General features: G+C 58.3%; 23 protein-coding genes. 17 read left to right on the forward strand and 6 right to left on the reverse strand.

Annotation, left to right across the window (positions count from 1 at the left end; all coding sequences use genetic code 11):
* Positions 1-23: 23 nt before the first annotated feature.
* From WMP96_RS02435 to WMP96_RS02445, 3 genes are all read right to left on the reverse strand, one after another.
* Positions 24-1,220, reverse strand: a complete 1,197-nt coding sequence (locus tag WMP96_RS02435; protein WP_340432109.1) for an HNH endonuclease signature motif containing protein — start codon at positions 1,218-1,220, stop codon at positions 24-26.
* Between the two features lie 95 nt (positions 1,221-1,315).
* On the reverse strand, positions 1,316-2,116 hold the full coding sequence (locus WMP96_RS02440) for a PrsW family intramembrane metalloprotease (RefSeq protein ID WP_340432110.1): 801 nt from the start codon (positions 2,114-2,116) through the stop codon (positions 1,316-1,318).
* On the reverse strand, positions 2,113-2,547 hold the full coding sequence (locus WMP96_RS02445) for a hypothetical protein (protein ID WP_301715922.1): 435 nt from the start codon (positions 2,545-2,547) through the stop codon (positions 2,113-2,115). The genes WMP96_RS02440 and WMP96_RS02445 overlap by 4 nt, the downstream gene beginning before the upstream one ends.
* Positions 2,548-2,665: 118 nt before the next feature.
* On the opposite strand from WMP96_RS02445, the gene WMP96_RS02450 reads away from it, so the two are divergent.
* Genes WMP96_RS02450 through WMP96_RS02460 form a run of 3 tightly spaced genes read left to right on the forward strand, consistent with a single transcriptional unit; the run spans position 2,666 to position 4,150 of the window.
* A complete protein-coding gene (locus tag WMP96_RS02450) occupies positions 2,666-3,028 on the forward strand; it encodes a heme transporter (RefSeq protein WP_239206194.1) in 363 nt (120 codons plus the stop codon).
* A complete protein-coding gene (locus tag WMP96_RS02455) occupies positions 3,028-3,867 on the forward strand; it encodes a hypothetical protein (protein ID WP_239206196.1) in 840 nt (279 codons plus the stop codon). Before WMP96_RS02450 ends, WMP96_RS02455 begins: the two co-directional genes overlap by 1 nt.
* Complete coding sequence (locus WMP96_RS02460) at positions 3,845-4,150, forward strand: CHY zinc finger protein (protein ID WP_301715921.1); 306 nt, start codon at positions 3,845-3,847, stop codon at positions 4,148-4,150. Before WMP96_RS02455 ends, WMP96_RS02460 begins: the two co-directional genes overlap by 23 nt.
* Here the strand turns inward: WMP96_RS02460 and WMP96_RS02465 are convergent.
* Positions 4,147-4,707, reverse strand: a complete 561-nt coding sequence (locus WMP96_RS02465) for a hypothetical protein (RefSeq protein ID WP_239206200.1) — start codon at positions 4,705-4,707, stop codon at positions 4,147-4,149. The genes WMP96_RS02460 and WMP96_RS02465 overlap by 4 nt on opposite strands.
* A 22-nt stretch (positions 4,708-4,729) precedes the next feature.
* Positions 4,730-6,040, reverse strand: a complete 1,311-nt coding sequence (locus tag WMP96_RS02470; RefSeq protein WP_301715920.1) for a M20/M25/M40 family metallo-hydrolase — start codon at positions 6,038-6,040, stop codon at positions 4,730-4,732.
* A 77-nt stretch (positions 6,041-6,117) separates the two neighbouring features.
* On the opposite strand from WMP96_RS02470, the gene bioB reads away from it, so the two are divergent.
* Genes bioB through WMP96_RS02485 form a run of 3 tightly spaced genes read left to right on the forward strand, consistent with a single transcriptional unit; the run spans position 6,118 to position 8,304 of the window.
* Positions 6,118-7,098 (forward strand): biotin synthase BioB, encoded by a 981-nt coding sequence (bioB, locus tag WMP96_RS02475; RefSeq protein ID WP_301715919.1) that lies wholly within the window; start codon positions 6,118-6,120, stop codon positions 7,096-7,098.
* Positions 7,098-7,370: a biotin synthase auxiliary protein BsaP gene (gene bsaP / locus WMP96_RS02480; protein ID WP_023020278.1), complete on the forward strand. Its 273-nt coding sequence runs from the start codon at positions 7,098-7,100 to the stop codon at positions 7,368-7,370. The genes bioB and bsaP overlap by 1 nt, the downstream gene beginning before the upstream one ends.
* 10 nt (positions 7,371-7,380) lie before the next feature.
* Positions 7,381-8,304 (forward strand): Sir2 family NAD-dependent protein deacetylase, encoded by a 924-nt coding sequence (locus WMP96_RS02485; protein WP_340432111.1) that lies wholly within the window; start codon positions 7,381-7,383, stop codon positions 8,302-8,304.
* On the opposite strand, the gene WMP96_RS02490 is transcribed toward WMP96_RS02485, so the two are convergent.
* Complete coding sequence (locus tag WMP96_RS02490) at positions 8,305-9,294, reverse strand: lipase family alpha/beta hydrolase (RefSeq protein WP_301715918.1); 990 nt, start codon at positions 9,292-9,294, stop codon at positions 8,305-8,307.
* Positions 9,295-9,829: 535 nt separating this feature from the next.
* On the opposite strand from WMP96_RS02490, the gene kdpF reads away from it, so the two are divergent.
* The 11 genes from kdpF (at position 9,830) to WMP96_RS02545 (ending at position 24,124) form a co-directional block, all read left to right on the forward strand.
* Complete coding sequence (gene kdpF, locus WMP96_RS02495) at positions 9,830-9,925, forward strand: K(+)-transporting ATPase subunit F (protein WP_005328272.1); 96 nt, start codon at positions 9,830-9,832, stop codon at positions 9,923-9,925.
* A complete protein-coding gene (gene kdpA, locus WMP96_RS02500; RefSeq protein WP_301715917.1) occupies positions 9,922-11,637 on the forward strand; it encodes a potassium-transporting ATPase subunit KdpA in 1,716 nt (571 codons plus the stop codon). The genes kdpF and kdpA overlap by 4 nt, the downstream gene beginning before the upstream one ends.
* Complete coding sequence (gene kdpB, locus WMP96_RS02505; protein WP_340432112.1) at positions 11,634-13,697, forward strand: potassium-transporting ATPase subunit KdpB; 2,064 nt, start codon at positions 11,634-11,636, stop codon at positions 13,695-13,697. Before kdpA ends, kdpB begins: the two co-directional genes overlap by 4 nt.
* A gap of 17 nt (positions 13,698-13,714) precedes the next feature.
* On the forward strand, positions 13,715-14,266 hold the full coding sequence (locus tag WMP96_RS02510; protein WP_301715915.1) for a potassium-transporting ATPase subunit C: 552 nt from the start codon (positions 13,715-13,717) through the stop codon (positions 14,264-14,266).
* A gap of 12 nt (positions 14,267-14,278) precedes the next feature.
* Positions 14,279-16,873: an ATP-binding protein gene (locus tag WMP96_RS02515; protein WP_301715914.1), complete on the forward strand. Its 2,595-nt coding sequence runs from the start codon at positions 14,279-14,281 to the stop codon at positions 16,871-16,873.
* Positions 16,866-17,579 carry a response regulator gene (locus tag WMP96_RS02520; RefSeq protein WP_239206736.1) on the forward strand — a complete coding sequence of 238 codons (714 nt, stop codon included), beginning with the start codon at positions 16,866-16,868 and terminating at the stop codon, positions 17,577-17,579. Before WMP96_RS02515 ends, WMP96_RS02520 begins: the two co-directional genes overlap by 8 nt.
* An 884-nt stretch (positions 17,580-18,463) precedes the next feature.
* Positions 18,464-19,612 carry an MFS transporter gene (locus WMP96_RS02525; RefSeq protein WP_301715913.1) on the forward strand — a complete coding sequence of 383 codons (1,149 nt, stop codon included), beginning with the start codon at positions 18,464-18,466 and terminating at the stop codon, positions 19,610-19,612.
* A gap of 233 nt (positions 19,613-19,845) precedes the next feature.
* The gene (gene amn, locus WMP96_RS02530) at positions 19,846-21,249 is read left to right on the forward strand and encodes an AMP nucleosidase (RefSeq protein WP_301715912.1); all 1,404 of its coding nucleotides are present in this window, start codon (positions 19,846-19,848) and stop codon (positions 21,247-21,249) included.
* 73 nt (positions 21,250-21,322) lie between these two features.
* Positions 21,323-21,835 (forward strand): phosphoribosyltransferase, encoded by a 513-nt coding sequence (locus tag WMP96_RS02535; protein ID WP_005326355.1) that lies wholly within the window; start codon positions 21,323-21,325, stop codon positions 21,833-21,835.
* Positions 21,836-21,856: 21 nt separating this feature from the next.
* Positions 21,857-23,338, forward strand: a complete 1,482-nt coding sequence (locus WMP96_RS02540) for a SulP family inorganic anion transporter (protein WP_301715911.1) — start codon at positions 21,857-21,859, stop codon at positions 23,336-23,338.
* Positions 23,339-23,623: 285 nt separating this feature from the next.
* Positions 23,624-24,124: a ferritin gene (locus WMP96_RS02545; protein WP_023020290.1), complete on the forward strand. Its 501-nt coding sequence runs from the start codon at positions 23,624-23,626 to the stop codon at positions 24,122-24,124.
* The last annotated feature ends 82 nt before the right edge of the window (positions 24,125-24,206 follow it).

Genomic DNA, 24,206 nt, shown 5'->3' on the forward strand with positions numbered 1-24,206 from the left:
CCACTTTAAGGCAGATTGCGGATTTATTCTTCCTCCCTAGGGGTGGTTTTCTGCTGGCGCATGAGTTCTTGCGCCTCCTCATAAGCTCGGGCGCGGTGGGTGGTCATTGTTTGCGCAAAGGTCTGGACCCAATTCTTGTTCTTGGGCGCTAGTGGTCCAGACGGCTCCGTAGCGGTCCAGGTTCCATCTTCAAAAAGCCAGATGATGTCGCGCGTATGTGGGTCCATGACGTAGAAAGCACGACCATCGGTCTTCACATTGTGGTGGTGCTGGCATAAGCAGGCGAGGTTTGCCGGGGTGGTCGGCCCGCCGTCCGCATGGTTGATGCGGTGATCCTTCTGGCAAGCAGATGCCGGGCGGTTGCAGCCGGGGTAGCGGCAGGTGCCGTCGAAACCTTCCAGGTACGCAGCCATGGCGGCGGGAGTGGCGTAGCCCTTGACCTCGTGGTTAGGGTCCATCTCCCGGATTTTGGTGTAGGGCAGCGCATTGGAGCGCGCCGGGTCGAGCCAGCCCACGGACTCAATGAACGCCGGGGAATTGGGCACGTCGGTGGCCTTGTAGGCGTTGAGGATGATCTCGGGGGCTTGGGTGCGGCCGGTGAGGAGCGCAATGGTGGCGTCGGCAAGCGAGCAATCTAGCTCTAGCGCGGTCTGCCGGACGCACTTATCGACGCTCGCGATAACCGCCGGGTCCGCACTCAAGGTCACCGCCGAGGTGTTATCGCCCCAATTTTCCATGGTGTAGCGCGGCTGTGTAGGGCCCTGGGTGACGGCCAGCGTGTCATCGGCGAGATTGATGAGCTCATTGAGCTTGCGCTTGATCTGTGCCTGCGTGCGCATGGTCTGGTTGGGCCGGGTAGGGGTGAGGTAAGCGGTGAGCTGCTCATCGATGCGCGCCACCACCTCTGGCGTCGGATTGCCCAAGCGGTTGAGGGACTTGTTGATGGCAATAATCCGGTCGAGGTCTAAGTGATAGAGGCGGTGCTGCAGCGCTTGGAGCTCGGGTAGCTCCTCCAAACGGTGCAGCGCCATGAGGATATGGCCAATCCGGCCTTCATTAACGCCGGTGGTGCGGTAGAGGGATCGGGTAACTAATGCGAAATCAGAATCGAGTTCTGGGATTTGGTTCACCCAGAACTCGTATTCCGCCTTTCGCATTTCAAAGGCTGAGCGTGTGGTGGGGTCGGTGGTGTTGGTCGTGGAAAAGTAGGGTTCTTCCATGGCGCATCGTACCTAAATTATCGTGTGAACTTGCGTACGATTCACACCTTATAACACCCCTCGGACACGAGCCTTTTTCTTCGTATTTTTGCAGCTCAAGAGCTATATTCTGGATCCTTGGTGGGCAGAGTAATTTCGCTTCTTTGTGCCGCATTTTTCCTATCTTGCTTGCGTATGAAACGCAGGCCCCAAATGACCAGTGTCCACGTGATGAGGGCGATAAGGAGAATGGTCACCGGCCAATCACCCGCAATGATGGTCGAGGCATTGAATAGGGTATGCAGGGCGATGGCGGACAGCCAGAATCCGGCCACCTGCCGGTATCCGTGGCGTGCCCCCGCATAGAGCTTGCCGACGCCCCATGCCGCAACCCCCGTATACAGCGCATGGCTAAAGGCGCCAGTGAAGAATCGTCCGATACCGGTAATGATGACGCCCCAGAGGTCGCCGTCCAAGTCATCGATGGCCGCGTTGAGGATGAACGGCACATTTTCCATGGCATCAAAACCAAGGCCTACCGCCATGCCGATCGCGGCGGCTTGGTAGGGATGCTTCACGTTTCCAAAAGCCGCAATAATAATAACGACGCCGAGGAGCTTGATGGTTTCTTCCGGAAGCGGCGAGTAGAAGGCCGCGTATAGGTGGGTGAGCCCCAGCTTGTCCGAGATCCCCACCATCTGATCGTTGAGGCTCACCACCACCGGCTGGGCGAGCGCACCCCATAGGATGCCCTGCCACATCGGCCGCGGCCTAAACCACCAGAATCCCAGTCCAAGCGTCAAGCCAGCGCAGATGAGCGCACCGATGAGCCCCACCTCGGTAAAACGGCGATCAACAAAGAAAAAGCCGGAAACTACCAGGCCGAAAGCGATAGATAGCCAGTACAGATTCTTCATGCCTTTTCTACCTCCTGGGCAAGTTCTGCAGCGCGAGGTCCGTGCAAGGAGAGGAACGTGGTGGGGCCATCGCCCTCAATGCTGATGGCTACGAGGTCGCCATCGCTAAGCGTGCGCTTATCCCCGTCGCGGTCGATGTCTCCTTCCGGCATGGCCGTACCTTCCCTCATTGCCCGGAGGTACCGGCGGGTGGCTTGGTCTTTGTCCTGTACGCCGACTTCTTTAGCGCGGATCTGGGTGCCGTCACAGTCCCAGCGTGGTTCACTGCTGGTGGAGCCATCTTCTTCCGTGCAGGATAATTCGGGGATGCGGGCCTGGCCGGCCTGCACCTCAGAGGTGGGGTTGTCGTATATATCTGGCAGGAGTGCATTGGTGCCGTAGATGGCACCAAAAATCACGCCTGCCGCGAGGATGAGTGGTGTGCTTTTCATGTACTCAACGCTAAGTATGCCCTGCTCATCGCGGTATCCTCCGCGGGGAGGATTAAGCCGGACGTAGGGAGGATTTCTCCTCCATAAGTTCTGCCAAGCCCTGTGATAGGTTGGGTGAGTGTTTGAGGAGCTAGAAGAAGCGGAAACGAAAGACGAGCCCAGCCGCGCCTGGTGGCAATGGTGGGCACCCATCGCCATGGTCGCGGTTTTCATCGTTGTTCCGCCCGCCGTCTACCACCTTGTTTCCGGCCTTATCCTGCTCATCCTCATGGCCGTGCTGACGGTGATCATTGCTCTTGTCGACGGCGCCACTTTCCGCGCCTCTTGGACCATCTTCTGTGTGGCTGGGCTGGCCTATTTTGCCGCCATGTCCCTGTATTTCAATGAGGGAACGTGGATTTACCTCCCAGTGTTTGTTTTCTTGGCATGGGCTGCGAGCAAGCTAGGTGCCGTGGTGGGCTCCAAGGCAGGGAAGAGCTAATGGAGACCTGGCGCCTAGAGCACCCCGAGGTGGGCACTATCGAGGTGCAGCGCGGATACGATGCCGAATTCGCGGAGATGGGCCAGTGGCCTAAGAAAGCGAAGGACTTCACCCCGGTTCCAGGCGATGCAACCCTGCCGGAACGCCTCCGGCTCTGGCGGAAGAACCCGAGCCCACGCCTGCAGATTGTGGTGAACGGTCAGGTACGCAGCCGCCACGATCGGCCGCGTGCGGGCCGCTATTCGCTAAAGAAGAAGATCGAAAAAGACCTCACCCTTTTTGAGAACTCCGCCCCGCGAACCAAGCCTTACCTAGATATCCAAGCCTCCCCCTTTGGCGAGCTCTTAGACGTCTACTACCGCAATGGTGAGGAGGCAGTTGCCCTCGATCCACCGGCCGACTCACTAGGAGAAAAGCGCCGCACGGCCATGGAGGAAAGCTCCTTTAAGCGGGTGTTGTATCCGCTCCTGGGCGGCTTGGGAAAGTCCGGCTGGGCCATAGGCGTGATCGTGCTTGGCCCGATAATCAGCCGCATCTTGTCTCGGTTGTTGCCGGATTGGGAGCTGCCGGATATCGACCTGCCGGATATCGCGCTCCCAGTGCCGGAGTTGCCGCAGATTGAGCTGCCCGTGCCGAATATTGACTTCAATATTGACATCGATCCGCCCGATTGGCTCGTATTCTTGATGGATTACAGCAAGGTGTGGGTGCCGATCATCATTGCCATTGTGGTGGGTATTCAGGCAGTGCGCAATGCCAAGAAGTCTGAAGAAAAGAAGCAGCAGTGGCAGCAGGGTGGCGCGTATGCTGACGGCCATGAAGATTCACGGCGCGATTGATGCGGAAGGCCGGTGCAGGCATTGGCATTCCCCGCTGGACGTGGTGGCAAATAAGTGCGCCACCTGCGGGGAGTATTTTGCTTGCGCGCTGTGCCACGCCGAGCTCACTGACCATGAGTTTGGGCCCATGCTTGCCGACGCCCCCTCAGTCCTCTGCGGCGCCTGCCGCACCGAGATGAACTACCACGCTTATGCCGCCGTGCCTGCCTGTCCCCACTGTGGGCATAAATTTAATCCCGGCTGCAGCGCGCATGCCGGGATCTATTTTCAGCTAGACCGCTAGAAAGAAGACAGTTGCTGTAGCTGCTGGATTTGCGGAATCTGCGGCAGCTGGAGCTGGGATACAGCGTTCTGGGCAATCTTGGCTGCATCCGGGATGCGGAAGGTCTGGCCCAAGAACGGGACGTCGACAGTCGGCTGGCCAGGGATGGTGCCCAGCTCGATGACCTTGGCGTTCTTGGCTGGCGCCGGGGACGGAGCCGGAGCCGGCTTTGGTGCGGGAGCATTGCCGCGCTGGCCGCCAGTGTTGACCGGCTTGCCCTGGCCAGTGGTGCCGTTTAGGCCGCAGCGGGCAATAGCCTCGTCCATGCGGCCGATGGCGTCGCGAACCTCGTTGCCGCGTGGGTGCACGGTGGCAACGGCGAGGGCCTGGGACTTCTTCTGGTTGTAGTCAGCGGAGTTGGTCCAGTATTGCTTCGCCTGGGAGCAGGAAATCTGGCCGGCAGGCATCTTGGCTAGGAGGTTATCAACGGCGTCGGCATGGGCAGCGGCAGGGGCGGCGAGGGTTACGGTCAGGGCGGTAGCTGCAGATAGCAGCGCGGACTTACGTGCAAAGCTCATGCCAGCTATCTTGCCACACTTGTTATGCCTGTGACAGGCCAAGGAAGCGATTAACCAGGCTGCGGTAAGCGCGCACGGTGAGCTTCAGATCCTCCAAGTAGAGATGCTCGTCGTGGCTGTGCAGCTGTGAATTGGCGCTGGCCATATCGCGGCCCTCGGCGTGCATGGCAAAGCCATAGGCGTTGCCGCCCTTGCGGCGAGCAAAGCGTAGATCCGAGCCGCCGGTGGCGTGAACTGGGACGACGTCCTTATCGGGGAAGAATTCCTTGGAGGTGGACTCAATGGCGCGCCACAGCTCGGTATCGGTGGAGGATTGCGTGGCATCTTCAGTAATGAGGTGTTCGATTTCTACCTCATCGGCCATGTCTCCAAGCGCGCTGCGCAGGAAGTCATCCAGATCCTCTTGGGTCTGGCCGGGGAAGGGGCGCACATCCATTTCCAGGTAGGCATGTGAAGGCAGCACGTTAATGGCGCCGCCGGCGCGCAGGACGGTCTCGGCGATGGTGGTATGGCTAAAGGCATGCGCGTAGGCGTCGAGGTTGCCGAACTTGGAGTAGTCACCGGTGCCGTCGATAAGCTCCTGCTCGGTCTGGGGGTCAAATTTGAAGGTGCGCACGAAGCCCTCCCAGATCTCATTGGAAGCCGTGGGCGGCTCAGCGGCGGCGATGCGGCGGGCCACCTCACCGATCTTTACGATGGCAAAGTCCTTGCCATAAGGGGTGGAGCCATGGCCGGCATCGCCATGTACGTGCAGGCGGCGCTGGCCGGCGCCCTTTTCACCCACGTTGAAACCCACCGCGCCGGGCAGGTGGCTGCCGCCGGTTTCAGATAAGCAGTTCTTCCAGGAAAAGGCATCGGGGTGGTTTTCGGACATAAAGCGCACGCCGAGACCGCCGCGGGCCTCTTCATCGGCCATGCCGACGAAGGCAAGGGTGCCGCCCGTATTGCCGGTGCGGGCGACCTCGCGCGTGACGGCGGCCATGGTGGCGGTAATAAATAGCATGTCTACGGAACCGCGGCCGTAGAGCTTGCCGTCCTCGATGAGCGCCTCGAAGGGAGGCTTGGTCCATTTAGGTTCGTCGACGGGGACGACGTCTGTATGCCCCATGAGGGTGAGCGGTTCTTTGTCCGGATCGCCGGGGACGGTCACGACGATGGAAACGCGGCCTGGGTGGGACTCGAAGCGCTCAATCTGCACGTCTTCGCCCGCGAAGAATTTTTCTAAACTATCCGCATTGCGTACCTCGTGACCGGAGTCCGGCGTGAGGTCGTTTACGCAGGCATTGCGGATAAGTTCTTGGAGGAGGGAGAGGGTGTCATCATAAAGCGTCATGCTACCGAGCCTAACGCTGGGAAAAATTTTATGTGATTTTAACCAAAGCTGAACGCTGTTCAAGTATGGTTCACACCATGAGCATTATTGACATCGCCCGTGAAAAAGCGCTGAAGCAAGGCAAAGGCCTGAACCAGGAAGAACTACTGCAAGTACTACAGGTCCCGGATTCCCAATTGGAGGAAATCGCCGATATCGCTCACCAGACCCGCCTGAAGTGGTGTGGTCCAGACGTATCGGTGGAAGGCATTATCTCCATTAAAACTGGCGGCTGCCCAGAAGATTGCCACTTCTGTTCTCAGTCCGGCCTCTTCGAGTCCCCAGTGCGCGCCGTGCGCCTCAACATCCCGGAGTTGGTGGAGGCGGCGCAGAAGACCGCCAAGACCGGTGCTACTGAGTTCTGCATCGTCGCTGCGGTGAAGTCCCCGGATGATCGCTTGCTGGACCAGGTAGGTGAGGCGATTGCCGCGATTAATGATGCCGTCGATATTGAGATTTCCTGCTCCCTGGGCACTCTGACCCGCGAGCAGGCCCAGCGCCTAAAGGATATGGGCGCGCAGCGTTATAACCACAACCTGGAGACGTCCCGTTCCTTCTTCCCCAATGTGGTCACCACCCACACTTGGGAGGAGCGCAAGCAGACCCTCGACTATGTGCGCGAGGTAGGTATGGAGGTCTGCTGCGGCGGCATCATCGGCATGGGCGAGTCCTTGGAACAGCGCGCCGAGTTCGCCGCGCAGCTGGCAGAGATTGACCCGTGCGAGGTGCCGATGAACTTCCTGGATCCGCGCCCGGGCACCCCATTTGCGGATCGCCCGCTGGTTCCGCTGGGTGAAGGCCTGCGCGCCGTGGCGGCATTCCGCTTGGCTATGCCGTCTACCACCTTGCGCTTTGCTGGTGGCCGCGAGCTTTCGCTTGGCGACGACGGCACGGAGCGCGGCCTCCTCGGCGGCATCAACGCCATCATTGCCGGTAACTACCTGACCACCTTGGGCCAGCAGATTGAAAAGGATGTGGACATGTTGAACCGCATCGATCTGCCGATTAAGGCCCTGTAGTGGCTGGTTTATCCGAGCCGACTTCCGAATTGGCCGCTGCCGTCCTAGCTGGGGACGAGCCGATTTTCCATCCGAATACCGGTAAGCCGATCGAGGAGGTCTTTACGCTGCACCCTGCAGCCGCAGCTGGCCTCGATGTGCCGCGCTATTGCCAAATCTGTGGTCGCCGCATGGTGGCCCAGGTGCGCCCCGATGGCTGGCATACCAAGTGCTCGCGCCACGGGGAGCTGGATTCGGAGTGGCTATACGTAGAGCACTTGCCCGAAAGCTAGCATCGGGAGCATGGATCCTGCCGTCTCCCTTGCTCATCAGTCCGCGCTGCGCTCGATCGCCCGAGTGGTAGAGGAATCGGCGCCGCATACGGAGCCGGGGAGGGCTTTGGGGGGCGTCGTCAAGCAGCTGCGTGAGGGCCCAGTGATGGTGCTGACGGGGGCTGGGGTGTCGACGGAGTCGGGCGTGCCGGATTATCGAGGGCCGCGCGGCTCGCTGAGTAGGCACCGGCCGATGACCTATCAGGAATTTCGCCACGACCCGGCCGCGAGCCATAGGTATTGGGCCCGCAGCTTTGTGGGGTGGCGAGTCATGGATTCCGCGGCGCCGAATCGCACGCACTACGCGCTCGTGGAACTGGAACGCGCCGGGCTGGTTAATGGCGTGGTTACCCAAAACGTTGATGGACTGCATAAACAGGCCGGGACCGCGAACTTGGTGGCGCTGCATGGCGATATGGAAACCGTCGTGTGCCTGATGTGCGGATATCGGGAGGCGCGGACGCATTTCGATGCGCGCTTGGCCGCTGCGAACCCGGGGTACTTGGAGCGCCTAGTGGTGGAGGCGGACCAAGTGAATCCGGATGGTGACGTGACCCTGGATGAATCCGATGTGGCGGCGTTTCGCATGGCCGGATGCGAGCGGTGTGGATCGGAATTATTGAAACCGGACGTCGTCTACTTTGGCGAGCCCGTGCCGGCTGAGCGCCGCGATGCCGCCTTTGCCGTGTTGGGACAGGCGCGCTCGCTGCTGGTGGCTGGGTCCTCTCTTGCGGTGATGAGTGGGTATCGCTTTGTGCTGGAGGCAAAGAAGCAGGGCAAGCGCGTAGCCGTCATCAATGGCGGCCCCGGCCGGGGTGATCAGAAGGTGGATACGCTGTGGCGCACGCAGGTGGGCCCAGCCTTTGACGCGGTCCTTGATGAGCTGGAGCTCTAACTAGCGGGGGATAGTCTCTACTAATTCCAAGATGGTGCGCACGATGGCATGGACGCGCTTATCCATGGGCATATCCTCGTGCATGACCACTGCTCGGCGGTCGAAGTCTTGGACATAAATATTTCGCACGGTGCCCTCTGCGACGCCGCGGGGATCAAGGAAGCAGGTCTCGGGCGGGACCACGACGGCATCAGACCGTGTGGCAATGCAGGTATAGCTCACGCCAGATTCCAAGTCGCCATCGCGATTGGCCTCGCGTAGCGCTTCGCTGCCGACAATTTGGTCCATTCCCGCCGGCCCAAACCAGCCATCGATGACGGAGCGCATTACCGCCTCTTGGCGCGGGGTGCGAATGAGGCGGCTGACGATGCCGCCGTAAGTAGTTCCGTGGTTTGGCGCGCTGATGCACATCAGATGGAGGACATGCTCGGCGCCGCCAATCATGCGCATCCAATAGCGGGCGAGCAGCCCGCCCTGTGAGTGGCCGATGAGGATGACCTTATCCGCGCCGGTGGCCATGCGCACGGTGTGGATATAAGCATCGAGTTGCTGGGCGGATTCTGCGAGGGGTTGGGTGGCGCGACGGCCGTAGTCAGGGGCGAAGACCGCCCAGCCGTCTTGGCGCAGCTCATTGCCGAGGATTTGCCATACGCCCTTGGTATCGCAGGTGCCGTGGATGAGGATGACCGGCCAGGGGCGCTGCGCGCTGGGGCGTGCGCCCCAGTCGTCTTCGAAGATCCCACGTGGCTTCATGCGTGCACCTAGCGGGAGGGTGGCGGCCGCATCGGCGTCGAGGGCAGTATCGCCCGGGCTGGTCTTGACCTTCTGCGCTTTGATGAGGTCCGCAATCTCGGCCGCGACCTCCTCGCGCAGTGCCGTGGCTTCGGCAGGGGAGGCGATGCCGTGACGCGGGGAATCGGTCAATTCCTTCTCGCTGGCACGCCAGAATTTGCGGAGTTGTTCGGAAATAGTGGATTTCAACTCAGCCAGGGTTCCGGATTGTACTCGTTATTGCAGGTTAACTGTGTTTTTGGTAGGAATTAAGAAATTTATGGGCAAACCCTTGACCATCCTACTAAAGGTTTATAAACTTAGGCTTGCCTAATCACGGGCGGTGCTTGCAGGAGGGTGCGCTCCACTCCCTCCTTGGGTACCGAGAGATTAGTCATGGGGAGAAGGCCCGCCGATGTGCTGTCGGCGGGCCTTCGTTGTGGATAAGGGGCGGTTCCTGGCCGGAAGAAAAGGCGGTGCAAAGGGGGTGTAAAGGAAATATAAAAATTGCGAGCGGGAGGCGTAAAGATAGCGCAAAGATTGCCTAGGGCAGCGGGGGTGTGGTCCTAACGTTTGTGCGTAGCAGGTGCTGCCTTGGTACCGGCACCTGGCAGGCATACCTGTCAGGCACAGGAAAGTTTCACTCGCACAAGGGGGTTTCCCACATGTTAGACATCGTGGCAATCCTGATAGCCATCCTGACGGTTGGCTGTCCCTCCGTCCTCAACGAGCTTCTGGACGGTGATGCATAACCATGAACACCATTACAGCGGTCATTGGCCTCGTCATTGTTGTGGCGTTGGTGACCTACCTCATCATTTCCTTAGTTGATCCGGAGCGTTTCGCATGATCGCCGGCGTTGGGGCGGTGTTACCGCAGTTCCTCGCCCTCGTCGTCTTGCTCGCGGCGGCATATGTTCCTTTGGGCAACTGGATCGCACGCAGCTACACCTCTGACAAGGACTGGGCGATAGAGCGTGCGGTGTATAAGGTCCTGCGCGTTGACCCAAACCGCGGGCATAACAGCAAGAATTACAGCCGTGCATTGCTTGGTTTCAGCTTGGCATCCGTACTCGTTCTTTACGCGGTGCAGCGCCTACAAACCGTTGTGCCTAGCTTTGGCAATTCCCGCTCCGCAGCGGTGGAACCGTGGATGGCGTTCAATACGGCGGCGTCATTCGTGTCCAATACCAACTGGCAGTCCTATTCGGGCGAAGAAACCCTGAGCAATGGTGCGCAGATGCTTGGCCTGACCGTCCAGAACTTTGCCTCCGCGGCTGTCGGCATGTGTGTGGCGGTTGCGCTCATTCGCGGTATCGGTCACTTGGGATATGGTCGTGACAAGCTGGGCTCTGAGAGCGGACAGCACCTCATCGGAAATTTCTGGGTTGACCTCACCCGCGGTTTGGTGCGCATTCTTTTGCCGCTTTCTCTATTGATTTCCTTCGTCCTCATCTTGGGCGGAACCATGCAAACCTTCGGGTCCAACCTGGTGAGCTCCGCGGGCGTGGATATTCCGCGCGCTCCGGTAGCTAGCCAGGAGGCAATTAAATTGCTGGGAACCAATGGTGGTGGCATCTTCGGCGCCAACTCGGCGCACCCTTTTGAGAACCCCACTGGTTTTACCAACCTCGTGGAAATCTTTTCTTTGCTGGTTATCTCTTTCTGCTTTATCCGTGCCTATGGGGTAATGCTGAAATCGCAAAAACATGCCTGGACCCTGCTTGGCGTCATCGGCGGCATTTGGACCGTTATGGTTGCCTTGGTGGTATGGGCACAGCACACTACCACCGGTGCGGCAGCTCAGGCTGCGGGCGGCAACTTGGAGGGCATCGAACAGCGCCTAGGTATTGACGCTTCCGCACTCTTTGCGGTGTCTACCACGGGCACTTCTACCGGTGCGGTCGATTCGATGCACGATAGCTATTCACCATTGGGTGGCGGCTTGTTGATCCTCAATATGCTCCTGGGCGAAATTGCACCAGGCGGCGTGGGCACGGGTCTCTACGGTCTGCTGATGGTAGCAATCCTCGCCGTATTTATCGGCGGCCTGCTCGTTGGGCGCACACCGGAGTTCATGGGCAATAAGGTCGGCCGCAAGGAAATCTCCGCGGTGAGCCTGTACATCCTCACCATGCCGGTCCTCGTCCTGGTAGGCGTGGGCGCATCGGTGGCTCAGCGCAAGCTGGTGGAGCTTTCGGCGACCAACTACGGCGCGCCTGGAACCCCGGATAACGCGCACGGTCTCTCCGAGGTGCTCTATGCCTTTACCTCGGCCTCGAATAATAACGGCTCGGCCTTCGCCGGCCTGACGGTAACCGAGCCCTGGTGGCAGGTCACGCTCGGAATCGCCATGCTGTTGGGCCGCTTCCTCCCCATCGTTTTCACCCTGTATTTGGCGGGCAGCTTAGCCGGTCAACGCCGGCAGGCCACTACCGCCGGCAGCTTGCCGACGTCCGGTGTGACCTTCGCGCTGCTTACCATCGGCGTCATTGTGTTGGTCGCCGCCCTTACCTTCTTCCCCGTTCTTACCTTGGGTCCCATTTCGGAGGCACTCTCATGACAACACCAACTATGACCACTGAGCAACGCACTCCTCAGCGCTCTGCCACCAAAAACAGTGGGTTGGCTGCGGCAGCGTTAAAGTCGTTGCCGCACAAGATGTCCCCGCTCGCCCAAGCCCGCAACCCCGTCATGTTCGTGGTGTGGGTAGGTGCCGCGCTGACTACCCTGTGGTCCATCTTTAGCCCCAGCGTTTATGGCTGGGTGGTAACCGTATGGTTGTGGTTTACCATTGCGTTCGCCGCATTTGCTGAGGCATATGCCGAAGGCCGCGGTAAAGCCCAAGCGGATAGCTTGCGCGCCGTGCGTGATGACGCCACCGCTAACCTGGTCACCGATGGCGGCATCGAGGTCATTGCCGCTTCTGAGCTCACCAAGGGCGCTATCGTGCGCGTGGAGGCCGGAGAGACGATCCCGGGCGACGGCGACGTCATTGAAGGCGCGGCAACCGTCGATGAATCTGCCATTACCGGCGAGTCTGCTCCCGTGGTTCGCGAGGCCGGCGGCGATCGCTGTGCTGTAACCGGCGGTACCGTGGTCTTGTCTGATTCCATCCTGGTACGGATCACCTCGGAGCCGGGATCGACCTTCGTCGATACGATGATTGCCTTGGTGGAGGGAGCGGAGCGCCGCAAGACCCCGAATGAGATCGCGCTGAGCATCCTCCTGTCTACCCTGACTATTCTCTTCCTCATTGCGGTTACCGCACTGGCCCCAATGGGGTTGTTTACCGGCGCGGAGCTCTCCCCGCTCTCGCTGGTGGCCCTGTTGGTCTGCCTCATCCCAACCACCATCGCTGCCCTGCTATCCGCAGTGGGAATCGCGGGAATGAACCGCCTCGTGCACCACAATGTTCTGGCTACGTCCGGACGCGCGGTGGAGGCGGCGGGAGACGTAGCGACCCTACTCATGGATAAAACCGGCACCATCACCTATGGCAACCGGCAGGCTACCGGGCTTATCGTTGCGCGCGGTGTCGATGAGCAGGAAGCTGCGGAGATAGCCCGCGTTGCTTCGGTTGCCGATGAGACCCCGGAGGGTCGCTCCATCGTGTTGTGGTTGACCGAAAACTATCACCTTTCTACCGAAGCAGGAGAGGAAGAAAAGACCGCTGAGGTCATTCCATTTAGCGCTTCTACCCGCATGTCTGGGCTTGACCTGAGAGACCGAAAGCTGCGTAAGGGTGCCGGCGACGCCGTGCGCCGGTGGGTAACTGAAGCAGGTGGCGACTGGCCACAAGAAATTGAAGACTCCGTGACCCAGATTGCTGAAGGTGGTGGAACCCCGCTGCCCGTTGCCGTGGAAGAATCCGACGGCACCCGCAGGGTTATTGCGGTGGTGCAGCTCAGTGACGTCGTCAAGCCGGGCATGGCGGAGCGCTTCGCCGAACTGCGCCAGATGGGCATCAAAACCATCATGGTGACCGGCGATAACCCGTTGACGGCAGCGGCCATTGCGAAAGAGGCAGGCGTCGATGATTACATCGCGGAGGCCACCCCGGAAGACAAGCTGGCCAGGATCCGCGAGGAACAGGCGCACGGCCGCATGGTCGCTATGACCGGTGACGGTACCAACGATGCGCCGGCGCTGGCGCAGGCGGACGTGGGTGTGGCCATGAATACTGGTACCTCTGCAGCGAAGGAAGCCGCCAATATGGTGGACTTGGATTCTGATCCGACCAAGCTTATCGATGTCGTGCGCATTGGCAAGCAGTTGCTCATCACCCGTGGGGCGCTTACCACCTTCTCTTTGGCTAATGACTTAGCGAAGTACTTCGCCATTTTGCCGGCCCTGTTTTCTACCCAGCTTCCGCACCTCGAGCGCCTCAACGTGATGCACCTGCACTCGCCGCAATCCGCCATTGTGTCTGCAGTCGTATTCAACGCGCTCATCATCGTTGCTCTTATCCCATTGGCGCTCAAGGGCGTGGCTTATAAGCCGGCCTCCGCCTCGTCCCTGCTACGCCGTAACCTGGGCATTTGGGGCCTGGGCGGCGTGATCACCCCATTCCTAGGCATCTGGCTCATTGACCAGGTAGTCAACCTGCTTCCAGGTATATAGAAAAAGAAGGACCAAAAATGCGTGTCTATTTTCGTAACCTCGCCGCTGGATTCGTAGCCGTACTATTGTGCGTTATCGCACTAGGAATGATCTATCCCGCTGCCGTGTGGGGAATCTCCCGCATCAAGCCGGACTCCGCCGAGGGCAACCTCATTTACCAAGGTGAGTGCCTAGCTGGCTCGACCCAGCTCCAAGATGGCCAGACCGAAGGCCCGTACTTCTTCCCCCGTTCCGAAGGCATGAGCAATTACGGCGCTAGTAGCTCCGAGCTAGAAAAAGCCGTGCAGCAACGGCGCGGGGACATCGCCAAGCGCGAAGGCGCCGCTCCAGAAGATGTTCCCACCGATGCGGTAACCGGTTCCGGCTCTGGTGTCGACTCTGGCATTAGCCCTGCGTACGCTGAACTACAGGCTCCGCGTGTCGCACGAGAGCAGGGGATGAGCACCGAAGAGGTGCGAAGCCTCATCGAGGACAACACGGAGCATGCCAGCCTCGGGTTCCTGGGCGAAGACGCAGTTAACGTCACTACTCTCAACCGAGCGCTGCCCAATCCCCCGTCCTGCTCATAAGATGAGTGCCATATGAACGACAAGAAAGTTCCGGCGCGCACCAAGCGTGGCGCTTTGAAGATCTACCTCGGCGCGGCGCCTGGGTCTGGTAAGACCTGTGCAATGCTCAACGAGGCGCACGGCCTTGTGCTGGCCGGCCGCGATGTGGTCATTGGCATCGTGGAAGATCATGGGCGCGAATTCACTCGGGCGCTGTGTGATGGCCTTGAGACCATCCCGCGGCGCTACGCCGCCGGGCTATCCACCGGAGAACTCGATACTGCAGCCATCATCTCGCGCCAGCCGGAAACCGTTCTGGTCGATGAATTTGCCCATTCCAATCCGCGCGGTGAGGAACACGCTAAGCGCTGGGAGGACGTAGAGGAACTCCTAGTCGCAGGAATCGATGTGATTTCTACCCTGAACATCCAGCACCTTGAAAGCCTTAATGACGTAATAAACCAGATCACCGGTATTTCCCCGCAGGAGACGGTGCCAGACGAGGTGGTGCGTGCGGCGAATGAGATCGAGTTGGTGGATGTATCCCCGCAGCTCTTGCGCACCCGCTTGAGGGATGGCCAAGTCTATAAAGAAGCGCGCATTGCCCCAGCCTTGAATAATTATTTTAGGGTTGGGAATCTGACTGCATTGCGGGAGCTAGCCCTACTGTGGTTGGCGGACCAGGTTGATGAGGCTCTCGCATCCTACCGTTCTGAGCAAGACATTACTGATACCTGGGAGGCGCGGGAACGGGTGGTTGTGGCCATTCAGAACGTCGCGCACGCAGAACTGCTCATTCGCCGCGGGCGCCGCATCGCATCCAAATCCTCAGCCGAGCTACATGTAGTCCACGTAATTTTTGGGGACTCCTTTTCTTCCGGTGAATCTTCCGTTGCAGGTTCCGCTCAACAACTGGCCAAATTACAATCCTTGGCTCAGGACGTGGGTGCCCGTTTGCATCAGGTCACCGGTGACTCGGTGCCAAAAGCGCTGCTTAATTTTGCCCGCAGCGTCAACGCCACCCAGTTGGTCCTGGGGGTTTCACCACGGCGTCGCTTAGGCCTGCACTGGCGCGGCACCGTTGCTGAGGCCGTGTTGCGGGATTCAGGCAAGATTGATTGTCACATTGTTAATCTTCCGTCCGATAAACCCTCGCCTCTTTCACCACTGCTGCGACCATTGCATTCCCTCCCGCGCCGGGCGGTGTCTTGGGTAGGCGCAGCTGTCGCTTTCATCGCCTTGACCGCACTGTTGCAAGGCATCGACGGCTCAGCATTGGGAACAGGCACGTGTTCTGCTTTTTACTTTGCGCTGATCCTCCTCGTGAGCACGCTCGCTGGCCTGTGGCCGGCGGTAATTATTGCGTTTGCCTCGGGCTTGGCGGTCAATTGGTTCTTTACCGAGCCCCTGTACACGTTCGATATTGCTGAGCCAGCTAACGCTGTCATCCTCGTGGTCATGGTAGCCATTGCCCTGGCCGTGGGCCTACAAGTGCGGCGCACCAAAATAGAGCACCATAATGCGGCCATTGCCACGCGCGATGCTGAGCTCTTGACGGTCTTTTCCCGCGCAGCCCTCAACCGCCGTGCGGACGTATCTCCCATCGACGCAGTGCTTCGCAAGGTAGGAGAGACCTTCGGCTGCCATAAGGCCGTGCTTCTTGACGCCTCCGGGGACATACTCTCTACCTGGCACGCTTCGGCGGCCTCGCCCCGGCAAAGTAGACACCTGCATATCCCCGCAAAGACTCATAAACGTGAGGTAGAAACGTTGGTCTCCAGCGAGGACACTACGGTCCAGATTGTGATGGAAGGCCCAGCGTTATCCGCCCGCGACCGTGCTTTGGTGGCGGTTGTGGCAGGTTACTTAGCCGGCATAGTGCGCCGCGACAAGCTTTCGGCTGAAGCCGCACGTGCCGATGCCATTGCTGCCGCTGATGAATTGCGTCGTGCACTGCTATCGAGCGTGAGCCACGATCTGCGCACGCCCCTAGCAACGGCCAAGCTGGCTGTGTCCTCTTTGCGGAATTCCGAAATCGAATTCAGCCCAGAGGATCAAGAAATACTGCTGGCGGAAACCGCAGCTAGCATCGATCAACTCACGCTGCTCGTGACCAACCTATTGGATCACTCGCGCTTGAGTGCAGGAGCGGTAACTGCACGCCGGGATACTGTGGAGTTATATGAGGTAGCCAATCGGGCTATTGCTTCCTGTGCCTTTGGACATAGCAAGGACCAACTTGGTCGCATTCATATTTGTTCTGGACTCCGTGGCCGCACCTGTTGCGCGGATAGCGTTTTGCTGGAACGCGTGCTGGCGAACCTATTCGATAACGCTTTGCGCTATGCGCCGAGCGGACCAGTCAACGTTGATGCGCAGGTTAAGGATGAACGTGTGGAGCTGAGTGTGAGCGATGAAGGGCCGGGAATTTCACCAGAAAAGCAGCAGGAGCTTTTCCAAGCTTTTCAGCGCTTGGGCGATACCAGCAATGACAACGGGGTAGGTTTAGGCCTCTCCGTTGTACGCGGATTTGTGGAGGCCATGGACGGTACTATCACCGTAGAGACCACTCCAGGAGCGACCTTTATCCTGAGTTTCCCGCTGCGGGAGGAGAAAAGCCATGACTGATAAGAAGGCCACGATTGTCATTGTGGATGATGATCCGCGTTTGCTCACAACCTTGAGCATTAATTTTAAAGCGCGTGGGTATGAGGTGTATTCAGCCAGCACCGGGGCGGAGGGTCTGCAGGTGGTCTCCCAGCATCAGCCCGATGTGGTGATTTTGGATATGGGTCTGCCGGATATGGATGGGCGGGAGGTCCTCGATGGGATTCGAGGGTGGTCAGCAATTCCCGTTCTGATTCTTACGGCCCGGTCCGATCCCCTATTTAGTGCCTCGGCCCTAGATCGCGGTGCTGATGATTATGTGACCAAACCCTTTTCTATGGAAGAGCTCTTGGCCCGCGTGCGCGTGGCTTTGCGGCATGGCAGTCCCCAGCATCCATCTGCTCAGCGGGAAGCCACGATGGTGCGGGCGGGCGATGTGCTGATCGACGTCCCTCGACACTCCATCACCAAGGCAGGAAAGCCCCTTCACCTGACCCCTACTGAGTGGGGCGTGCTTACAACGCTGCTGCGTGCCCACGGCGGTTTGGTGCGCAAAGAAGACCTCCTCGCAGAGATTTGGGGCCCGGGATTCGAAGGGCAAAGCCACTACCTGCGCATCTATACCTCGCAGCTGCGCCGCAAACTGGAAACCGATCCCTCTGATCCCCAATATCTGCTTACTGAACCTGGATTGGGATACCGCTTTGTTACCTCCCCAGGAGTCTAGGAGTAGCTGACGCCATTTTCTGCAGGGAACTACTCTTGCAGTGGCAATTCTGTGCAGTGGAGGGGTGCGAGTTGGTATCCATAACGCTTATGCGTCGAGGGCTTCGGTGTGCCCTGCGCATTTAACCAACTGCAAGCGCGTGAGAACTAAACATTTCAACTGGTCACCAGCGATTGTTCGTTCTCTAAATCATTTCTGGTGCTGCAGATTAGTTGCTTTTCCCTGAAGGGGTGACGGTGTCTGTCATGCTTTCCTGACCAAAGAACCTTCGAGCATATTTTTGGGTAGAAGGGTCTATTAAATCAAGCTACGTTGTACGCACCGTTAGAAGAAGGAATAGGGCTCTCTACTTTCATAAACTTGGCTCGATTTATTGTGCCAACGTTGAAGGTTATGAATTAGAGACGTCTGGGGTTGAAAGCTTGGTATCTAAAAATAGAGCTCCTCAAGACTCCGGTGTTCATTTGTCGCTGTCTGGGTGGGGCTTTATCTGCGCACCTGCATTCGTGCAAGAAATCTTGCACGAATCTCTCGGGTAGCTTACTGTGGTCAATCGTTCAGGAATTCTTGCACGATTGGAGTTGTGATGAGCCCACGAAAGTATGAGCATCCGGCCACCGAGGACCTTGAATTCGTCCGTGTTCTGGCTGCGGTAAGTGATCCCATCCGGTTAGAGATGGTTAGGCGCCTGGCAGACGGTCAGGAGCACGATAGTTTGACGCTCGCTGATGACCTGCCTCGATCTACCCTGACCTACCACACTCGGCAGCTGCGTGAAGCCGGTGTGACGTGGACAAGAAGCCAGGGACGAACTTGTGTTATCTCTTTGCGCAGAGGCGATCTAGACGAACGGTTCCCTGGTTTGCTCGATATGGTGATTTCGAATGCTTAAACAGCTGTGGCCGTTAGTTTTGGGCAGTGTAGCGCTCGGATTGGACGCATATGTTATCGCTGGGCTGCTATCACAGATTGCAAACGACTTGGGTACAAGTGGCAGTGTGATCGGCTTGGGCGTTACCGCCTTTACCGGCGCGTACGCAATATCTGGTCCGCTGTTCTCGGGTAGGGCAGGCAAAGATCCGCGGAGTGGTCTGCTTGGAGCTGTTGCTGTGTTTTCTTTGGCGAATGTCGTGACTGCAGTTTCGCCTACAGTGAGCGTTTTTCTAGTGTCGCGCTTAATCGCAGGTGCAGCAGCGGGAATTTATTCGCCGTTGTCCTCAGCCGTAGCGGGGATGTCTGTCCCAGCAAAGTATCGCGGGCGCGCACTGTCAATGGTGCTGGCTGGCTTAGCGGTGGGAACTGTCGTGGGCGTACCGGTGGGATTGGGGGTAGCTAAACAGCTAGGCTGGAGGGCTACCATCGGTTTGGTCTCGGCCATTGGAATAGTGGCGTTAGCGGGTCTAGCGTTGCGCAAAGCGAGTGTGGTACCAGCTGTGCCCTCCTCCTCGTTGGGGCAGCGACTCCGAGTCATCGGCCGAGTGGATAACTTCCTGACGACCTTAGTTACTTTCTTTGTGGGAGTGGGTTCGCTGGGGTTGTACACCTATATTCCTGTAGTGCTTGATCGTGTGCAGGTAGACACCATTGCTGGCATGTGGGTCTGGGGTATCGGCGGGGCAGTGGGTGCTTTTGGGATTGGGAGGGTGCTTGACAAGGTTAATAGTTCACGCAAACTAACGGTCACTATCATTGCATTACTCGTGACTGATTTCGCTCTACTGCTGCTCTTCCCTTCGAGCCACGTGGTGGCAGTGGTGTGTCTTTTTGCTTGGGGGCTTTTGGGGTGGTCGTCTATGGCACCGCAGCAGCATTCGATGCTCAGTGCAAACCCTGATGAAGGGGCGACTGCTGTTGCTGCTAATGCATCTGCGAACTACCTTGGCTCGGCAGTCGGCTCCGCAGCGGGTGGATTACTGTTGCCCTCCTCCACGGGAATCCTGTTAGGAGCATTAGGTGCAGTCCTAGTAGGAATCGTCTGCAGTATTGGGGCTAGTGCCTCTTCTCGCTCTCATACTGGGGACAATGTGAATTAGGAATACTTCGGATTGATGGGACGATGCCCGAATTGACATAGTCGAGCTCTTCGTCGCATTCCCTTTGAGACCTTTGCTTTGACACTCTTAGCAGCTAAAAGGACTTATCCTAGGCCTTTGGTTTTCTCGCAGTAAATCATGTCAGTAGTGGTATCACTGAAGCTACCGCGGAAAAGAATAATGAAATGCGCGGACCGCTGCCGCGCTGCGAAGTCCCCGCTACACTCGCGCTTATGACCGATCTGCAGCATGTCCACTCCGTTGATGAGGCGGTAAACCGTCTGATCGAGATTTACGAGAATTCCTGCGAGCTTGCGCGCAAGACTTTGGAATCAGGAAACCTTGATGACTATCGCTATGTGGTTTATCCCAAGGTCACGGTGGATATCCGCAAATGGCAGCCGATCGATCGTTCCGAGCCCTTCGGCTACGTTAACGAGGCCGGCAAGTACTCGGCGGTAATCTCCAAGCCGCACATTATTAGGGACTACCTGCACGAGCAGCTGACTCGCCTGGCGGGGAATTATCCGTGCGATATCTTTGTTGGCCAATCCGACCAGCGCATTCCACCGGAGTACATCAAGGACACAAGGAAAGCACCGCAGGAACGCGGGCCTATTCCGCGTCCGACGCTGGATGAGGTCAATGATGCAATCATTGATGGCGAATGGGAGGCCTTCCACGGTGCGGAAAAGCCGCTTTTTCATTTTGGCGCCCAGCGCTTTGATATCGCGTGTGCACGCATTGAGCATTACACCGGCATCGAGGTCGATACGGTGCAAAAATACATTTTGTTTACTAACTACGCGATGCACACCACCGAGTTTGTGAAATTCGGTTTGCACGAGTTGACCAGGGAAGACTCGCGTTATACCGCCTTGGTGCTGCCCAATGGGGAGACCATTCATCCCAACGATGCGGTGGACCTCGATGTGGACGGTCTGACCTTGACCTCTCGCTATCAAATGCCGCGCTTTGATCTGATCACTGCCGGTGGTGATGGCATCACGATGATCAATATCGGTGTAGGGCCCTCCAACGCCAAGACCATTACGGATTGCTTGGCGGTGCTGCGGCCAGAGGCCTGGATCATGATCGGCCACTGCGCTGGCATGGACGGACGCATGCGCATCGGTGACCTCATCTTGGGTAATGCCTATCAACGCAATGACCACATCTTGGATCAAAAGGTCGCGGCGACCTCTCCCATCCCGGCGATTCCGGAGGTACAGCGCATGCTCGAGTCTGCGGTGAAGGCGGTGTACGGCGACGATAATTCGCTCATGCGAACGGGCACGGTGCTCTCCACCGATGATCGCAATTGGGAGTGGCGCACTAACCGGGATTTGTGGGAGTGGCTGCGTACCTCCACCGCGGTGGCCGTAGATATGGAATCGTGCACGCTCGCGGCCAATGGTTACCGCTACCGCGTTCCTTATGGAACTCTCCTTTCGGTCTCTGACCTGCCGCTACACGCGGTGCCGAAGCTGCCGGCCCAGGCGCAGGCCTTCTACTCCAACTCGAAGGAAGCTCACGTAATGTGCGCGGTGCGTGCGATGGAGCATCTAGCCGAAAATCCGGAGCGCCTGCGCACGCGCAAGCTACGCCGGACTTTGGGCGAGGTTCCATTCCGGTAGGTGCCTTTTCTTTGGCAGGCAATGCTCGTTAAACTACAAAGAAATCCCATGACGCAAAAGGAGCCACACAATCGTGACTGAAAATTGGATCCACCCGGACCGGGAAAACCTCACCTGGGAGGTCTTCGGCGAGGCGAGCCGTAACCTGTCGGAACAGATTGTGGAATCTGGTTGGTTCCCTGACCTCATCGTGGGCGTCGCCCGCGGCGGCCTCATTCCAGCCGGTGCTATCGGTTATGCCATCGGTGTGAAGGCCATGGGCGCTATCAATGTGGAGTTCTACACCGATATCGGACAGACCTTGGAAGAGCCGATCATCTTGTCGCCGCAGTTGGATACGGATTCGCTGAAGGGCAAGAAGGTATTGGTAGTAGATGACGTTGCAGATTCCGGCAAGACCCTGGATCTGGTGGTTAATCTGCTTAAGGAAACCGCAGACGAGGTGCGCTCGGCCGTCATTTACACCAAACCGAAGACCATTTTTGAACCGGACTTTTCGTGGAAGAAGACCGATCAGTGGATCAACTTCGCCTGGTCTGTGCTGCCAGTTATCACTGCAGATGGCTCCTTTAAGGAAGGCTCCTAAAGTCCACTAGTATGTGCAGGCGTGATTAAAGAACAGCCTGCCCCAACCGGCGTCATCGCCAGTTTCCGTTATGCATTTTCCTCGCCCGCGCGGCTGCGCAAAGAGGTATTCGGCGGTCTGGCGGTGGCGCTTGCTTTGATCCCGGAGGTCTTAAGCTTTTCCATCCTTGCGGGCTTGGACCCGCGCGTGGGATTGTTTTCCTCCGTCGTGATGGCAATGTCCATTGCCTTTACCGGCGGCCGGCCGGCGATGATTTCCGCGGCGGCCGGCGCGGTGGCGCTCGTTGTCTCACCGCTCGCGCATGAACATGGGCATGACTACGTGGTCGCCGCGGTGCTCTTGGCGGGAATCATGCAGGTGGTCTTGGCTGCGGTGGGCGTCGCCAAGCTCATGCGCTTTATCCCGCGCTCGGTGATGACGGGGTTTGTGAATGCGCTGGGAATCATGATGTTTACTACGCAGCTGCCGCACCTTAGTGATGTGCCGTGGATGGTCTATGTGCTGGTGGCCATTGGCTTGGCAATTATGTTGGGGCTACCGCGGCTGACCACGGTGATTCCCGCCCCGCTCGTTACCATTGTGGTGGTCAGCATCATTGCGGTCGCGGCCGGGTGGAAGGTCCCCGATGTGGCGGACCAAGGCGAGCTGCCTACCTCGCTGCCGGGGCTTTTCGTGCCGGATATTCCGTGGAACCTGGATACCTTGCAGCTGATTGCGCCCTATGCCTTTGGCATGGCCTTGGTGGGGCTGATGGAATCGCTGCTAACGGCCAAGCTGGTGGATGATATTACGGATACCCACTCCGATAAAACGCGCGAGTCCTTTGGCCAGGGCGTGGGCAACATCCTCGCCGCGGCCATTGGCGGTATGGGCGTGTGTGCCATGATTGGCCAGACCATGATCGGCGTGAAGGCATCGCAGGCGCGCACGCGCTTGTCGACGTTTCTCGCAGGCGCCTTCCTCCTTATCCTGTGCCTTCTTCTTGGCGAGACCGTCGGCCGCATTCCGATGGCCGCCCTGGTGGCGGTGATGATCATCGTGGCCGCAACTACGGTGGATTGGCACTCGGTTCACCCGCGCACGCTTAAGCTCATGCCGCTATCAGAAACGCTGGTGATGCTGGTGACGGTCGTAGGCACGCTGGCTACGCATAACTTGGCGGTCGGTGTGGTGCTCGGCGTGGTGACCGCATCCATTGGCTTTGCTCGCCGCGTGGCTCACCTGGTGGAGGTACAACAAGTAGGCGATGCCGAGTATGCAGTGCGCGGCCAGCTTTTCTTCGCCTCTTCCAATGACTTGGTCTACGCCTTCGATTACACGCTGGACACCCAGCGCGTGGTGGTAGACATGGCCGAGGCCGAGGTATGGGATGCCTCCACCGTGGCGACGCTGGATGCGGTGCAGAAGAAGTACGCCGATCGGGGCATCGAAGTAGAGTTTCGCGGCCTGGAGGGAGCCAGTGCACAGCGCCTTAATCGCCTTAGCGGCCGCTTAGGTGACTAAAGTCACATTTATAGCCTAGGGTGCGAGGGTTTAAGCAGTGAATGCCGAATTGGCCGCGGAATCGCGTCGGCATAAAAGCAGAGTATCCGCGATGACCTCGCATTCTTAGGGGAACTTTGCCTGCGCGCGGTGGCTAGCTTTGTCTTGGCTAACTTAGGTTATCCAATCTAAAAAAGCGTAATGACGTGCAAGTTTACTTAAGTAGGCCTTGCTGGATTGCGGGAGAATCTTCGGTAGTGTGGTGCTTAGCACTAATTAATTTTCCCGCACAGAAAGGTTTTTACAATGGACGAGAAACTGCAAACCCTCCTGAACAACCAGGTCATTAGCGAGTACGGCGCTTCCATGGTCTATACCCAGTTGGCCTTCGAGATGGATAATCTTTCCTTCCCGGGTATGCGCGATTGGTTCATGGGCCAGGCCGCTGAAGAGCGCGTGCATGCCGAGAAGATTGCGGACCACTTGCTCTCCCGCGGTTACCGCGTAGAACTCAACGACATCCCGGTCGGCTCCGTGAAGGCTGCTAATCCGCAAGATGCTTTCCAGGCTTCCCTGGAGCACGAGCAGAAGGTCTCCGAGGAAATCCGCACCATCGCTCGCGCGGCGCTGGACGCACAGGACCTGGAATCTCGCCAGCTTGTTGATTGGTTCTTGAGCGAGCAGGTGGAAGAAGAAGCCACCGTTTCTGAGATTCTGGATCAGATCAAGCTGGTAGGAAATGACGGCTCTGGCCTGCTACGCATCGATGAGCGCTTGGCTGGTCGCACCGAAGGTGGCGCTGCCTAAGCGCGCCTGGGTGAATAACAAACCCATCAAGATTTAGAGCAATCCTCCCACGGCACTGCAGTGCCGTGGGAGGATTGCTTCT

Origin of the sequence: Corynebacterium sp. KPL4035 (assembly GCF_037908325.1) — a bacterium.
Lineage (GTDB): Bacteria > Actinomycetota > Actinomycetes > Mycobacteriales > Mycobacteriaceae > Corynebacterium > Corynebacterium kefirresidentii.

Bases quoted from the DNA above. Each gene is read 5' to 3' on its own strand.
- WMP96_RS02435 (WP_340432109.1), bottom strand. From the start codon at position 1,220: ATGGAAGAACCCTACTTTTCCACGACCAACACCACCGACCCCACCACA.
- WMP96_RS02515 (WP_301715914.1), top strand. From the start codon at position 14,279: ATGAACGACAAGAAAGTTCCGGCGCGCACCAAGCGTGGCGCTTTGAAG.
- WMP96_RS02510 (WP_301715915.1), top strand. From the start codon at position 13,715: ATGCGTGTCTATTTTCGTAACCTCGCCGCTGGATTCGTAGCCGTACTA.
- WMP96_RS02525 (WP_301715913.1), top strand. From the start codon at position 18,464: ATGCTTAAACAGCTGTGGCCGTTAGTTTTGGGCAGTGTAGCGCTCGGA.
- kdpF (WP_005328272.1), top strand. From the start codon at position 9,830: ATGAACACCATTACAGCGGTCATTGGCCTCGTCATTGTTGTGGCGTTG.
- WMP96_RS02460 (WP_301715921.1), top strand. From the start codon at position 3,845: ATGAAGATTCACGGCGCGATTGATGCGGAAGGCCGGTGCAGGCATTGG.
- kdpB (WP_340432112.1), top strand. From the start codon at position 11,634: ATGACAACACCAACTATGACCACTGAGCAACGCACTCCTCAGCGCTCT.
- WMP96_RS02545 (WP_023020290.1), top strand. From the start codon at position 23,624: ATGGACGAGAAACTGCAAACCCTCCTGAACAACCAGGTCATTAGCGAG.
- WMP96_RS02470 (WP_301715920.1), bottom strand. From the start codon at position 6,040: ATGACGCTTTATGATGACACCCTCTCCCTCCTCCAAGAACTTATCCGC.
- WMP96_RS02455 (WP_239206196.1), top strand. From the start codon at position 3,028: ATGGAGACCTGGCGCCTAGAGCACCCCGAGGTGGGCACTATCGAGGTG.
- WMP96_RS02445 (WP_301715922.1), bottom strand. From the start codon at position 2,547: ATGAAAAGCACACCACTCATCCTCGCGGCAGGCGTGATTTTTGGTGCC.
- WMP96_RS02520 (WP_239206736.1), top strand. From the start codon at position 16,866: ATGACTGATAAGAAGGCCACGATTGTCATTGTGGATGATGATCCGCGT.
- amn (WP_301715912.1), top strand. From the start codon at position 19,846: ATGACCGATCTGCAGCATGTCCACTCCGTTGATGAGGCGGTAAACCGT.
- WMP96_RS02440 (WP_340432110.1), bottom strand. From the start codon at position 2,116: ATGAAGAATCTGTACTGGCTATCTATCGCTTTCGGCCTGGTAGTTTCC.
- kdpA (WP_301715917.1), top strand. From the start codon at position 9,922: ATGATCGCCGGCGTTGGGGCGGTGTTACCGCAGTTCCTCGCCCTCGTC.
- WMP96_RS02485 (WP_340432111.1), top strand. From the start codon at position 7,381: ATGGATCCTGCCGTCTCCCTTGCTCATCAGTCCGCGCTGCGCTCGATC.
- bioB (WP_301715919.1), top strand. From the start codon at position 6,118: ATGAGCATTATTGACATCGCCCGTGAAAAAGCGCTGAAGCAAGGCAAA.
- WMP96_RS02465 (WP_239206200.1), bottom strand. From the start codon at position 4,707: ATGAGCTTTGCACGTAAGTCCGCGCTGCTATCTGCAGCTACCGCCCTG.